At 33.4% G+C, this 14,431-nt stretch carries 11 protein-coding genes; 4 read left to right on the top strand and 7 right to left on the bottom strand.

All coding sequences use genetic code 11. The annotated features are described in order from the left end of the window. Positions 1–16: 16 nt before the first annotated feature. Entirely contained in the window at positions 17–1,219 is a 1,203-nt protein-coding gene (locus FUA24_RS05780) for a serine hydrolase domain-containing protein (RefSeq protein ID WP_187388183.1), read from the top strand. A gap of 69 nt (positions 1,220–1,288) precedes the next feature. Here the strand turns inward: FUA24_RS05780 and FUA24_RS05775 are convergent, their stop codons facing one another. The 5 genes from FUA24_RS05775 to tamL all read right to left on the bottom strand — a co-directional run bounded on the left by FUA24_RS05775 (position 1,289) and on the right by tamL (position 9,071). Beyond that, on the bottom strand, positions 1,289–3,532 hold the full coding sequence (locus FUA24_RS05775; protein ID WP_148540486.1) for a polyribonucleotide nucleotidyltransferase: 2,244 nt from the start codon (positions 3,530–3,532) through the stop codon (positions 1,289–1,291). Between the two features lie 275 nt (positions 3,533–3,807). Continuing rightward, positions 3,808–4,077 carry a 30S ribosomal protein S15 gene (rpsO, locus tag FUA24_RS05770; protein WP_148540484.1) on the bottom strand — a complete coding sequence of 90 codons (270 nt, stop codon included), beginning with the start codon at positions 4,075–4,077 and terminating at the stop codon, positions 3,808–3,810. A gap of 129 nt (positions 4,078–4,206) precedes the next feature. Further along, a complete protein-coding gene (gene accD, locus FUA24_RS05765; RefSeq protein WP_148540482.1) occupies positions 4,207–5,064 on the bottom strand; it encodes an acetyl-CoA carboxylase, carboxyltransferase subunit beta in 858 nt (285 codons plus the stop codon). Between the two features lie 276 nt (positions 5,065–5,340). Next, positions 5,341–6,408: a class II fructose-bisphosphate aldolase gene (gene fbaA / locus FUA24_RS05760; protein WP_148540480.1), complete on the bottom strand. Its 1,068-nt coding sequence runs from the start codon at positions 6,406–6,408 to the stop codon at positions 5,341–5,343. 128 nt (positions 6,409–6,536) lie between these two features. Continuing rightward, positions 6,537–9,071 (bottom strand): translocation and assembly module lipoprotein TamL, encoded by a 2,535-nt coding sequence (gene tamL, locus FUA24_RS05755; protein WP_148540477.1) that lies wholly within the window; start codon positions 9,069–9,071, stop codon positions 6,537–6,539. 174 nt (positions 9,072–9,245) lie between these two features. On the opposite strand from tamL, the gene FUA24_RS05750 reads away from it, so the two are divergent. Next, positions 9,246–9,965: a TrmH family RNA methyltransferase gene (locus FUA24_RS05750; RefSeq protein WP_148540475.1), complete on the top strand. Its 720-nt coding sequence runs from the start codon at positions 9,246–9,248 to the stop codon at positions 9,963–9,965. Between the two features lie 6 nt (positions 9,966–9,971). Here the strand turns inward: FUA24_RS05750 and porT are convergent, their stop codons facing one another. Both porT and ubiE read right to left on the bottom strand, forming a co-directional pair. Further along, positions 9,972–10,703 carry a type IX secretion/gliding motility protein PorT/SprT gene (gene porT, locus FUA24_RS05745; RefSeq protein ID WP_148540473.1) on the bottom strand — a complete coding sequence of 244 codons (732 nt, stop codon included), beginning with the start codon at positions 10,701–10,703 and terminating at the stop codon, positions 9,972–9,974. A 6-nt stretch (positions 10,704–10,709) separates the two neighbouring features. Beyond that, positions 10,710–11,435, bottom strand: coding sequence for a bifunctional demethylmenaquinone methyltransferase/2-methoxy-6-polyprenyl-1,4-benzoquinol methylase UbiE (ubiE, locus tag FUA24_RS05740; protein WP_187388182.1), 726 nt, complete (start codon positions 11,433–11,435; stop codon positions 10,710–10,712). A 147-nt stretch (positions 11,436–11,582) separates the two neighbouring features. Here ubiE and trkA point away from each other — a divergent pair, with 147 nt between their 5' ends. Beyond that, a complete protein-coding gene (trkA, locus tag FUA24_RS05735) occupies positions 11,583–12,932 on the top strand; it encodes a Trk system potassium transporter TrkA (protein WP_148540471.1) in 1,350 nt (449 codons plus the stop codon). Continuing rightward, the gene (locus tag FUA24_RS05730; protein WP_148540469.1) at positions 12,932–14,425 is read left to right on the top strand and encodes a TrkH family potassium uptake protein; all 1,494 of its coding nucleotides are present in this window, start codon (positions 12,932–12,934) and stop codon (positions 14,423–14,425) included. Before trkA ends, FUA24_RS05730 begins: the two co-directional genes overlap by 1 nt. The last annotated feature ends 6 nt before the right edge of the window (positions 14,426–14,431 follow it).

Genomic DNA, 14,431 nt, shown 5'->3' with positions numbered 1-14,431 from the left:
TACAGCAATGATAACAATGAGTAACATATTTTCTAACCTGAATAAAAGTAAGTTAGTTAACACACTATTTTTTCTTTCTATAGTTTTGGCCTTCACGAGTTGTGAGGTGGAGGACACTTTAAATGAATTACAAACAAATACACCAGTATTTGATATAGAAACCTTTGAACAAAATTTAATCGATTATGTAGAAGCTGGTGGAGATAGTCCAATTGGTTGGGCTTATACAATAAGCAGAAATGGTAATTTGGAAAAATCTAATGCGTATGGTAAAGCTAGAAATGCTGCGGATGGTTCTATGGATTTTGCTTTAAACAAAGAAATAAATATAGCTAGTGTTTCTAAGTTTTATACTGCTATAGCCGTAATGCAGTTGCTAGAAGCTAACAATCTTACTATAGAAGATGATATTGTTGATTGGTTGCCAAATACTTGGGTTAAGGGCCCAGGAGTTAGCAATCTTAGTTTTAAAGACCTTTTAAAGCATGAGTCGGGGCTACAGAGTACTAACAATAATTTTGATACTACTTTAGGTTATCAAGGATTAAAAGATTGTATTGAAACTGGGGTAGTAAACGCAAAGACTAGAAATTATTTAAACGTAAATTTTGCCTTGTATAGAGTGTTAATTCCATCACTTTGGAGTAATTTAAATGGAAGTCCGGCTATTGATATTGAAAATGATGCCAACACACAGTTTATGTATTTATTATATATGCAAGAAAACATATTTGATAGATTGTCCCTACCATTAGTAGGTTGTTTCCCAGAAGATAGAACAGTTTCTACTTTATACTATAATGTTAATGATGGAAGTAATAACGGCGGACAATACTACGGAAGCTGGAATAACAAGTCAGGTGGCGGTGGTTATTTTATGACTACTTTAGAAATGGCAAAAGTAAATGCTTATTTTGAGCATACGGAGATTTTAGTTTCAAAAGAGCAAAGAGACGAAATGAAACTACACAGATTAGGTATGGATATCGCAGATCCTGCCGATGAAACTCACGGAAACTATTATGGTAAAGCTGGTTCAATAGGTACTAGTAGCGACCCTTCAATTTCTCAAGGAGTTAGAACGCAAATAGTAATGTTTCCAGGAACAGGAGTAGATTGTGTTGTTGTTATGAATTCACAGGGCGTTACTCTACAAGGAACCACTAGTTTAAGACAAATGATTTATGATGCTTATAATGCTTCTTGGGTTCAACCTTAAAATATAATAGAAAATATAAAAGCCGAAAGAGTCTTGTCTTTCGGCTTTTTATATTCTAAATAAAAGAAATTAATCTTCTTTTTTATGGTCTCTAGGTTTTCTATCGTCTCTACGATTATTACCTCTATTTCTGTTGTCACGACCACGATTATCTCTATTACGATTATTATCGCGTTTTGGTCTGTCTTCCCAACCTTCAGGTTTTGGTAAAATAGCTTTTCTAGATACTTTTTCTTTACGTGTTCTTTGATCAATACCAAAGTACTTAACATCAAACACATCTCCCATGTTTACAACATCAGATACATTTTCTGTGCGTTCCCAAGCTAATTCACTTACGTGTAAAAGCACTTCGTTTCCTGGGGCTTCAACATATTCTACAACAGCACCGAAGTCTAACATTTTAATAACTTTTACTTCGTAAACGCTACCAACTTCTGGTTTAAATGTTAAAGAATCTATTTTAGCTAGAACAGCATCTATACCTCCTTGGTCAGTACCTAATATTTCAACAATACCTTCTTCTGTAACAGGATCTTCATTAATAACAATAGTAGTACCAGTTTCTTTTTGTAATTCCTGAATTACTTTTCCTCCTGGACCAATAAATGCACCGATTAAATCATTTGGTAATTTAGCGGTAATCATTTTTGGAGCATGTGGTTTAACATCGGCATTTGATGTGGCAATGGTATCAGTTAATTTACCAAGAATATGCATACGTCCTTCTTTGGCTTGATTTAAGGCATTTACTAATATTTCATAGCTTAATCCCTTAATCTTAATATCCATTTGACAAGCTGTGATACCGTCTTCGGTACCCGTTACTTTAAAGTCCATATCTCCTAAGTGATCCTCATCACCTAAAATATCAGATAAAACAGCGTAACGTTCACCATCAGAAATTAATCCCATAGCAATACCAGAAACAGGCTTTTTAAGTTGTACACCGGCATCCATTATTGCCATAGTACCAGCACAAACCGTTGCCATAGAAGAGGAACCATTAGATTCTAGTACTTCAGATACAACTCTTACTGTATAAGGACAATCTTCTGGTACCATACGTTTTAACGCACGTTGCGCTAAGTTTCCGTGTCCAATCTCTCTTCTAGAAGTACCTCTTAAAGGTCTAGCTTCTCCTGTTGAGAAAGGAGGGAAGTTATAATGTAAATAGAAACGCTCTTCACCTTCTAAAGAAGGATTGTCTATCATATTAGCTTCGCGAGATGTTCCTAAAGTAACTGTTGCTAAAGCTTGAGTTTCTCCACGAGTAAAAATTGAAGAACCATGTGTAGATGGTAAATAATCTACTTCACACCAAATAGGTCTAATCTCAGTAGTTGCACGACCATCTAATCTAATACCTTCTTCAAGAACTAAGTTTCTCACAGCCTCTTTTTGTACTTTACTAAAGTATTTAGAAACTAAATCACCAACTTCTTCTAATTCTTCTTCAGAATATTCAGCTTTTAGGGCATCTTTTACTTCAGAAAATGCTAAACCTCTATCTTTTTTAGAAGATGCAGCCTTAGCAATTTCGTAACATTTATCATAAGCAAAAGCTTTTACTTTTTCAAGAACAGCTTCGTCTTCAGCTTCAGGTTCGTATGCTCTAGTTTCTTTAGCACCTACTTTAGCAACTAAACGTTTTTGAGCTTCAATTTGAACTTTAATAGCCTCGTGAGCAACTTTAATAGCCTCTACCATTTCCTCTTCAGAAATCTCACTCATTTCACCTTCAACCATCATTACTGAATCTTCAGAAGCACCAATTACCATATCAATATCAGATTGTTCTAATTGTGATAGGCTTGGGTTAATGATGAATTCACCATCTAAACGTGCTACTCTTACCTCAGAAATTGGAGTTTCAAAAGGAATGTCTGATAACTGAATTGCAGCAGAAGCAGCCAATCCTGCTAATGCATCTGGCATTACATCTTTATCTAAAGACATTAACTGAATCATCACTTGAGTTTCGGCATGGTAATCTTTAGGGAATAAAGGACGTAATACACGATCTACAATACGCATTACCAAAATTTCTTCTGTGCTAGGGCGTGCTTCACGCTTAAAGAATCCTCCTGGATATCTACCCGCAGCAGCAAATTTTTCTCTGTAGTCTACCGTTAAAGGTAAGAAATCTACATCTGCAGCATCATAATTAGATACTACAGTACATAGTAACATAGTGTTACCTGATTGCACAACAACACTACCATGAGCTTGTTTTGCTAGTTTTCCGGTTTCAATAGAAATTTCTCTACCGTCACCTAGGTCTATGACCTCTCTAAAAGTTTGTGGAATCATAAATTTTTTTAATTCTAATTAAACAATGGTCGTTGTGTTGTGGTTGTGGTTGTGTGCGACATAGAAATGTCTGTGACCAATGAAAAACTATAATTAGCTTCTTATTTTTTAGGGGTTTTAACTCTCCCTAAATAGAGCATTTATATTTTAAATATTCCTTAATTTCAACACCATAAATGCCAAGTGCTATAAGGTTTATTTGTAGAGTTAAATGTAACTCATGTAATTTTTAAAGCAAACAAAAAACCACGCTAAGTGCGTGGTCTTTCGTGTGATTATTTTCTTAATCCTAATTCTTTAACTATGGCACGATATCTTAAAATATCTTTCTTAGTTAAGTAATCTAATAACGCTCTACGCTTACCAACTAATTTTACTAGAGAACGCTCAGTGTTGTAATCTTTTCTGTTGTTCTTTAAGTGCTCAGTTAAGTGGTTAATTCTGTAAGTGAATAATGCGATTTGCGCTTCCGCAGTACCAGAATCGTTTTTACCTTTTCCGTGTTTTGCGAAAATTTCTTCTTTCTTTTCTTTTGATAAATACATGCTAATATTATTGTAAATGATTGTTATGTATATGAAAGACCATCTTTCAAGCGGCAAATATACGCTTTTTTATTTATTTGCAAACGCTTTAATTGAAAAGAAAAAGCGACCAAATTTGGTCGCTTTTAATTATGCTCTTAAAGGTTGATTTTGTATTAAATCTATATACTTATTAACCTTGTCTTTTAAGTCTTTTCTTAATGTTATAAAGTCTAAGAATCCATGTTCTAATAAGAATTCAGATGTTTGGAATCCTTCTGGTAAGTCTTGACCTGTAGTGTCTTTTACTACGCGAGGTCCGGCAAATCCAATTAAAGCTCCTGGTTCACTAATGTTTATATCTCCTAACATAGCAAATGATGCAGTTGTACCCCCAGTTGTTGGATCTGTACATAAAGATATATAAGGTAATTTAGCTTCTGCCAATTGGGCTAGCTTAACCGATGTTTTTGCTAATTGCATTAAAGATAATGCCGCCTCCATCATACGAGCTCCACCAGATTTCGAAATAACCATTAACGGTAATTCATTTTTTAGGGCATAATCTGCTGCACGTGCAATTTTTTCACCAACAACACTTCCCATAGATCCTCCAATAAAAGAAAAGTCCATACAAGCTACAACCAAATCTTTTCCTTTAGATTTTCCAACCGCTGTTCTTACAGCATCTTTTAATTTGGTTTTTTCTTGAGCTGCCTTTAAACGATCTGGATATTTTTTTGTGTCTTGAAATTTAAGAGGATCCTTAGATTCTAAATTAGCATCTAACTCTTTAAATTCATTATCATCAAAAAGTATTTGAAAATACTCTTTACTTCCTATTCTTACATGGTAACCATCTTCAGGACTTACATAAAAGTTTTGTTCTAATTCTTCAGTATCAACAATTTTTCCAGTTGGAGATTTGTACCAAAGACCTTTAGGAGTGTCTTTTTTTTCTTCAGTAGTAGTGGTTATACCTTTTGTCTTTCTTTTAAACCAAGCCATACTTTACACTATTAATTAGTTTGCAATGATACTATTATTTAATGAAATAGCAGTATTATATTTTGAGGTTTAGATGATTTGTTCCTGCTTTTCTTAATAGAATATCGCGGAAAGCATTTGTCTAAAGCCTGATGACAAAATTAAGCCTTTTTTTATTTTTGTGGTAACACACCAAGTTATTATTGCAATGCACGCATATAACTTTTTCGTATAATTAGGCACAAAAAAAAGACCCTGTTTGAACAGAGTCTTTTTTTTTATTGCTTAACACGTTTATTATAATGTGTTTACGTTGTTTAAGTCTTCGAAAGCTTTCTTTAAACGATCTACAAAAGTTTTTTCTCCTTCACGTAACCAAACACGTGGATCATAGAATTTTTTGTTAGGAACGTCATCTCCCTCAGGGTTACCTATTTGAGCTTTTAAATATTCTGATTTTTCACCCATATAATCACGGATTCCACTCATGAAAGCATATTGTAAATCCGTATCAATATTCATTTTAATAGCGCCATAGCTAATACTTTCTCTAATTTCCTCTACAGTAGAACCTGATCCACCATGGAATACAAAGTCTATATGATTATGACCTACACCATATTTCTCTGTGATGTATTCTTGAGAGTTCTTTAAGATTTTTGGAGTTAATTTTACATTTCCTGGTTTATATACCCCGTGTACATTACCAAAAGCAGCCGCAATTGTAAACTGATCACTTACTTTACTTAATTCTTCGTAAGCATATGCTACTTCTTCTGGTTGCGTGTATAATTTAGAATCATCAACGTCAGTGTTGTCAACACCATCTTCCTCACCTCCTGTAATTCCTAATTCAATCTCTAGAGTCATGTTCATTTTGCTCATGCGCTCTAAGTATTGTTTACAAATTTCAATATTCTCTTCAATTGGCTCCTCAGATAGATCAATCATATGAGAACTGAATAAAGATTTTCCAGTTTCTGCAAAATGTTTTTCACTAGCATCTAATAAACCATCAATCCAAGGTAATAACTTTTTAGCGCAGTGGTCTGTATGTAAGATTACTGGAACACCATAAGCTTCTGCCATTGTGTGAACATGTTTAGCACCAGCAATAGCACCTTGAATAGCACCTTTTTGATTTTCGTTTCCTAATCCTTTTCCTGCATTAAATTGAGCACCACCATTAGAAAATTGAATAATTACAGGAGCATTTAAAGCTGCAGCTGCTTCTAAAACACCATTTATAGCGTTAGAACCAATTACGTTAACAGCTGGTAAAGCAAATCCTTTTTCTTTTGCAAGTTTAAAGATTTCTTGCACCTCATATCCTGTAGCTACTCCAGGTTTAATATTGTGTCCCATTTTGTTTTAATTTAATTTGTAAATAATGGCATCAAAAGTAATTAATTTTTACAATATTACTTGTGGTTTTTTGTCATGATAGGAATAAAATAACACTAAAACGTTATAGTGAAAAGGGTAAAAAAAAGTTAAAAAGGGTAGTTTATACCTATGTTATATGCAGCATTTGAAAAGTTATAATCTCTAAACCACCTATTACCTTCGGGATACACTGGATTGTAAGTTTTAAATCCAACATCAAATCTAAAAACAAAGAAACTAAAGTCGTATCGGAGACCAAAACCTGAACCTATAGCAAGGTTTTTTAAAGATCTAAAGCCTGTGAATGTGGCATTGTCATCCTCCACATCATCTAGGACATTCCAAATATTTCCGGCATCTACAAAAAGTGCTCCATTAAGGTTTTCAAATACATTGAATCGCTGTTCTAGGTTAAATGCAAGTTTTAAATTGGCTTCATTAAACTCATTAGATGATTCAGTGCTTCCTGGACCTAAACGGTAGGCAGTCCAAGCCCTATTATCATTAGGTCCTCCTGCAAAGAAACTTTTCGAAAAAGGAATATTGCTAGAATTGCCGTAAGGTATAGCAATGCCAAAGAAGCTTCTCATGGCAAGAACATTTTTCTTTCCTAAATCCCAATGCTTAGTGTATTCAAATTCTGTTTTAGCGTATTGCGAATAGGCTACATCTAGTAAACGGTATCTACCATTTTCATCTTTTTTTAAACCTAGAAGTTTAGAGGTATTTGCCAGCAAATTTCCTGCAAATTCTATTTTAAACTTAAATATTGAAAAGTTTTCATCAAATAAGTTTGTTCTACCGTCATTTGTAAAACTAAATGCCGTTGATAAAATTAAGTTGTTTTCAGTAAGACGATCTCGTCGCTCTTTAATGCCATTTATGGTCTGTCTTTGATCGTTTGTTATCTCGGAAGGTGTTGGGTCAGCTAAGGCGTAATCTATGAATTCATTAGCTTCATTAACAGGGTTATCGGCATTCGGAATGTTTAAATCGTCTACAGTGTAGTCAACGTCTTTAGCAATGTTATTTAGAAGACTAAATGAGTTCTGATAAATATTAAAATATTTTTCAGGATTTAAATTTCTAACATATTGAACATTAAATAAATCTAATTTATTAGTCTTTCCATTACTTGGAAACCAGTTGTAATTAAAAGTTCCGCTAAGTGATTGCTTATCTAAACCAATATTAGTTTGGCTTGTAAGTGCTAAGCCAATTTTGGTATTGGGAGACATGTGTTTTGGTATGATGCGTTCTGTGTAAAAAGGGGAAAGTAGTCTTGGTATGGTTAGTTTTAAATCTACACCATACTCCAGAATATCAAAAAAGGCATCATCGTTGTTATCATCTTTGGAAGCTCCTAAAGAACCAAGAGCAGAAATTTGAAATGTTTCTGCACCTCTAAAGACATTTCGTATTAATAAACTCGGATTAACAGAAAAACCTACAGTCTGAATATTACTTTGAGAGATATCTGCACCTAAGCTTAGACTGAATTTTTTTAAGGGAGCAAGTCGTATTATACTTGAAAGTGAATTGTCTAAATTTTCAGCATACTCAATATTAGGGTATTTAAACGTTCGTAATTGATTTATATGTCTGTAAGTTAATGTACGATCTTTTTCTCGAAACAAATCTCCCGGTGTTATAAAAATAGCATCTGTAAGTGCTCGGGGTTTGTAACGCATTTTACCGAAACTATACAGATTGTAACCTCCAAATCTAATAGAGTCTTGAAAAGGTTGATTTCTTTTACTATACGAATAATCGGTTATGATATTGACTTCGCGAATGTCATAAATTTTAAAAGGTTCTCTTCGTATTGAATCTGGAGTTGTAATGGCTCTATCACTAATAAGAACATCAATATCTACATTTTGATCTTGAAGATTTTTTATAACATCAAAACTAATATTGTCTTGGGTAAAATGAAACACGCCAGAGTTTCTAAAAGCATTAGTTAAGCGTTCTCTTTCATTAATTAAGTGAATGTCTCTGTACTGTTCCCCCTTTTCTATGAAGCTCTCAGGTAGAGAAGCTTTATAAATTGAGTCGATAACTTCAGATCCAATAGTAGAATAAATAGAATCTATGATTTTTGGAGCTCCGGTAGTAACATTATACGTTACACTAGCTCGCTTATTATCGGTTTTATTTTCTTCAAAAGTAACTTCATTATCAAACCAACCATTAGCCTTGTAATAAAGCTCTAAATTTCTTTTACTTTTTTTCGTTTTTGCTGAATTTAAAACAACAGGAGCCTCACCAGTCTTTTTTAACCAATTATTAAACCCTACCGAAGTTTCTTTTAATTGATTAACCTGCTTTTTAGAAATGTTTTTTGTTAACCTTGCCCTACGTTTTGGTTTACTATCTAACCATACTTCGAAAAGCGAATCTCGATTAGGCCTAGCCAAGTTATAAATATGAAGTCTAAGAGGTACTCCTAATATTTTTCTATTAGGACTTTGGCTAATTAAATTGTTTATAGTTTCGGAACTTGTTTTCTTACCATTAACAATTACTTTGTTATTGGTAAGTAAATATTGGTCTTCGGCAACTCTTTTGGTAGATTCGCAACCCGTAAAACATTCAATAAAAACTATAAGTAATAATATTTTTGAAAAACGTTTTTTCAAATGAAAACAGTTAAATTAGGTTATGTTTTTTTAGTTTACGGAAATAGAGAGGTCTAAAAACCTGTTCAAAAATAAACTATTTCCAAATATTAATTCAATAATTTTGCTCTCGGATAAGCTTAACCAGATATTTTCATTTTCTTTATAAAATAATACCAATCTATTATAGTTTATATGCTCTCTAAAAGTCAGATAAAATTAATAACGAGTTTAAAGCAAAAAAAATATAGACAACAGCATGGTTTTTTTGTTGTTGAAGGTGTTAAAACAATAAAAGAACTTTTGCAATCTAGTGTGAAGCTTTACGCTTTATATACGACTGAAACCTTCAATATTGATGCCAAACGAGAATTTTTAATTTCAGAAGCTGAATTAAAAAAAATTAGCTTCTTAAAAACGCCAAACAAAGCCTTGGCAGTTTTTAATATACCCAAGGAGCACCCCATAGACACTTCGAAATTAATTGTAGCATTAGATAGTGTTAGAGATCCTGGAAATTTAGGAACTATAATAAGACTGTGTGATTGGTTTGGAGTAACAGATTTGGTCTGTAGTAAAGAAACGGTAGATTGTTTTAACCCCAAAGTAATTCAAGCCACCATGGGCTCAATTACACGAGTAAATATTAGTTATGTTGATTTAGTATCTTTTTTAAAGACTACTAAACCGCCTAAATATGGGGCATTTATGAATGGTGATAATGTCTATAAAACTACATTAGTAGATAACGGTATTCTAGTTATGGGGAATGAAGCTAATGGAATATCTAAGGCCGTTGAAGATTTAATAACAGATAAAATCTCTATACCTAGGTTTGGAGAACTTCAAGAAACTGAAAGTTTAAATGTAGCCACTGCAACGGCTATTCTTTTGAGTGAGTTTAGAAGAGGATAGTTTAGTTTATTGAAATGTGAAATTCACAAAAACACCTCTAGTTTTCATGCTAGTAATATTGCTTGTCCAAGGACTATTAGGATCTTCATCTCTTACTAATTCGTCGTTTAGTCCAAAGATACCCCTAATTGATGGTGTGAATTTAAAATTGTACAAATAGAGGTCAATACCAAAACCAAGTTCATAAAAGAAATTATTTTTTTTGGTCCTAAACTGTCCGTTCTTATTGTCTTCGGGGTTATTTTCGTTGCTAGAAAGGTTTAGAGCTGTTGAAACGCCACCGACTATAAACGGTTTAAAATTATTTATACGTTTTGTTGAAATCTTTAAAAGTAAAGGTACATGAATGTAAGTGGATTTTACTTCTCTAATAAAGTCATTGTCTCTTAGAGTAGTTGTATTGTCAAAATTATCGGCACCATAATACAGCTCTCTATTTGTAATAAATAATCCAGGTTCTAAACGTAAATCTAAAAAGCTATTAATTCTTAAATTACCAATTAAACCAACATTAAAACCAGGACTTCTTTTTACATAAATATCACGTAAATCTTCGTTATAATCAAAGTTGAAGTCATAATGACTAAAACCGAGGAAATACCCCCAACGTAATAAGTTATTATCTGTAGACCCCCTACCTTGATTGGCATCATAAGTTACTTTTTCTTTTTTAAATAACTGGGCATTAGTAACTTGTATTACTAGTAAAAATGCTATCAATAGAAAAAGTCGTTTCATTAGGAATTACTTAGATGATTTATAAATTGTTGCCACACCAAAGGTTTGCGGAAAATCTTCAACATTAATAAACCCAATTTTACGCAAAATATTGTTTAAAGCCTCACCATGAGGAAAAACAGAGGCAGATTCGCTTAAATATTTGTACGCACTTCGGTCTTTGGAGAAAATCTTACCTATAAGAGGTAAAATACTTTTAGTATAAATCTTATAACCCTGTTTGTAGGGAGCCTTGGTTGGTACAGAAGTTTCAAGAATTACAAATACACCATTAGGTTTTAAAACTCTTAAAATTTCTTTTAAACCATTTTCAAGGGTTTCAAAGTTCCTGATTCCGAAAGAAACAGTAATGGCATCAAACGTATTATCTTCAAAAGGCATGTTTTCACTATCACCTAAAACCATTTCAATTTTATCATTAAGACCTTTGCTTTTAATTTTTTCTTTACCAATTTCTAGCATTCCGCTGCTAATATCTAAACCTATGATTTTAGAAGCGTTAGTTTTTGCTAAATTAATGGCAAGGTCTCCAGTTCCGGTGGCAATATCTAAAATAGATTCTGGATTGGTAGCTCTAACAAGTTCAACTACTTTTTTTCTCCATTTAACATCAATACCAAAAGAAATAACACGATTTAAACCATCATAATCACCAGAAATGGTATCGAACATTTTGGTTACTTGTTCCTTTTTGCCTAAATCGCTGTCTTTGTAGGGTTTTATTTTTGACAAACCAATAATTTTTGGCAAACCTACACAATTTATCGCTACTATAAAAAACCTAAAATGAATACTTAAGTAAATATTATATTGGCATGAATTAACAACGCTCTATGTAATTTATACTATATTTGCCCTACTTTTTATGATAAATAGGAAATGAAAATAATAATTGCTGGAGCCGGAGAAGTAGGGTTTCATTTGGCTAAATTATTGTCTTACGAATCTCAGGAAATCACGTTAATAGACCCCAATAAAAAGAGTTTAGCCTATGCAAATTCTCAGTTAGATATTAGAGTTGTTAAAGGAGATGCAACCTCTATATCTGTTTTAAAAGAGGCTAGAGTAGAACAAACAGATTTATTTATTGCAGTTACATCTAGTGAGACTACTAACATTACCATAAGTGTTTTAGCTAAGCAGCTTGGGGCTCAAAAAACAATTGCCAGAATTTCTAATACGGAATTCATAAAATATAAAGATGAGGTTGGGTTTACCAAGTTTGGTATTGATGAACTTATTTCACCACAAGCACTTGCCGCAGCAGAAATTGAGTTGTCTTTAAAACAATCTTCTTTTAATGAAAATTATGAGTTTGAGGGTGGAGCCTTAACTATGGCAGGATTAACATTATCTAGTACGGCATCTTTTGTTGGTAAATCGGTAAAAGAGGCTGCGGATATTTTTCCAGAAATTCATTTTGTTCCTATTGCTATTCAGCGTTTTGGAACCCAGTATACGATTATCCCTAGAGGAGATACAAAGTTTAAAAGAGGAGATACCGTTGTTTTTATAACTTCAGAAGGAGGAGCAGATGAACTTTGCAGACTTACCGGAAAGGTAAATCGTGAGATTAAAAATGTGATGATTTTGGGAGGTTCTCCTATAGCTTTTAAAACTGCTAAAGATTTAAGTGAAAAAGGTTTAAATGTAAAGCTTTTAGAGGGAAATAGAGAGCGCGCTTTTGAAATAGCAGATGAACTAACCAAGGTTCTGGTAATAAATAGTGATGGAAGGAATGTTGATATGTTGGATGAAGAGAATATTAGCGAAATGGATGCTTTTGTTGCTGTTGGACCAAATTCTGAGGCTAACATAATGTCTTGTTTGGTGGCTAAATCTAAAGAAGTTAAAAAGACTATAGCTTTGGTTGAGAATATGGATTATTTTGATTTATCTCATTCTATAGGCATAGATACTTTAATAAATAAAAAGCTTTTAGCTGCAAACAATATTTTTAGATATATACGCAGGGGAGAAGTAGTAGCCATGACCAAGCTTAGTAATTTGAATGCCGAATTATTAGAATTTGAGGTTAAAGACACATCTGAGGTATGCTACAAAGCCATAAAAAATATCGATTTTCCAAGAACTGCTATTATAGGAGGCGTTATTAGAAATGGTAAAGGTATGATTGCTCTTGGTGATTTTGTTATTCAAAAAGGAGACCGTGTAGTTGTATGCTGTTTACTTAAGTCCATTAAACGTGTTGAAAAACTATTCCTTTAATGAAGCTTAATTATAAAATTATTTTTCACTTTATGGGGCTATTGCTGCTATTTAATGGTGGCTTTATGTTATTGGCTTCTTTGGTGAGTCTTTTGTACAAAGATGGTGTTACCCCTCAATTGTTTTTAGCAGGCATTATCACTTTGGTTATAGGGGGTGTAGTAATGTTTTTTACAAGAAAACATGAAAAGGAAATTAATAAAAGAGAAGGCTATATCGTTGTGGCCTTTGGTTGGGTAGTAATGTCGCTTTCAGGGACTTTGCCCTATGTATTTACTCAAAGTATTCCTGAGTTTACGAATGCCTTTTTTGAAACCATGTCTGGGTATACAACCACAGGGGCTTCTATATTAAATGATATTGAAGCTATGCCAAAAGGAATTCTCTTTTGGAGAAGTTTAACGCACTGGATTGGTGGTATGGGGATTATCGTTTTAGCCATAGCTATTTTACCTTTACTTGGAATTGGAGGAATGCAGCTTTTTGCCGCAGAAGCGCCTGGACCTAGTGGTGATAAGTTACATCCAAGAATAACAGATACAGCAAAAAGATTATGGCTTATATATTTTGGTTATACTGCAGCTGAAACTATTTTGTTAAGTGTTGCAGGAATGTCCTTTTTTGATGCCATTAACCATGCTTTATGTACGTTGTCTACAGGTGGTTTTTCAACGAAGAATGCTAGTGTTGCATATTGGAACTATTCACCACTCATTCAATACATTATTATAGCCTTTATGTTTTTAGCGGGAACTAATTTTGTATTGAGCTACTTTGCTTTTACAGGTAAAGTAAAAAAGATTTTAGCTGATGAAGAAGTTAAACTTTATTTTAAATTCATTACTGTTTTTACCGTTATTGCCGCTCTTATAATATATTTTAGGGCAGATGTAAGTGCCTCTTCTATTGATCATCCCATGGTACTAGGAAAGGCAGAAAGTGCATTTAGGCATGCGCTGTTTCAAGTTCTGGCAATAGTAACTACAACTGGATTTGTAACCGCAGATTATACGTTATGGACTCCGTTTTTAACAGTTTTCTTCTTTGGATTGATGTTTCTGGGAGGTTCTGCAGGAAGTACCTCTGGTGGTGTAAAGGTGGTTCGCCATTTAATTCTAATTAAAAACGGGTTTTTAGAGTTTAAGCGTACACTTCATCCTAACGCTATTGTTCCTGTACGTTACAATAATAGAGCAATTAATAGATTTATTGTGTTTAATGTATTGGCATTTTTTATTCTTTACATGCTGTCTTTTATTATAGGTGCACTGGTTTTTTCAATGTTCGATATAGATTTTGATTCAGCAATAGGTCTTTCTGCCTCTACTTTAGGGAACGTAGGACCTGCTTTGGGAGATTTTGGGCCGGTAAATAATTACGCTGCATTGCCTGCTTTAGCTAAATGGTGGGCTTCGTTTTTAATGCTTATTGGACGTTTAGAGCTGTTTACAGTATTAATTCTATTTACACCTTTCTTTTGGAGAAATAGGTAAAAAATA

Source organism: Seonamhaeicola marinus, from assembly GCF_008085455.1.
This window is presented reverse-complemented; position numbering and strand designations above follow the sequence as displayed.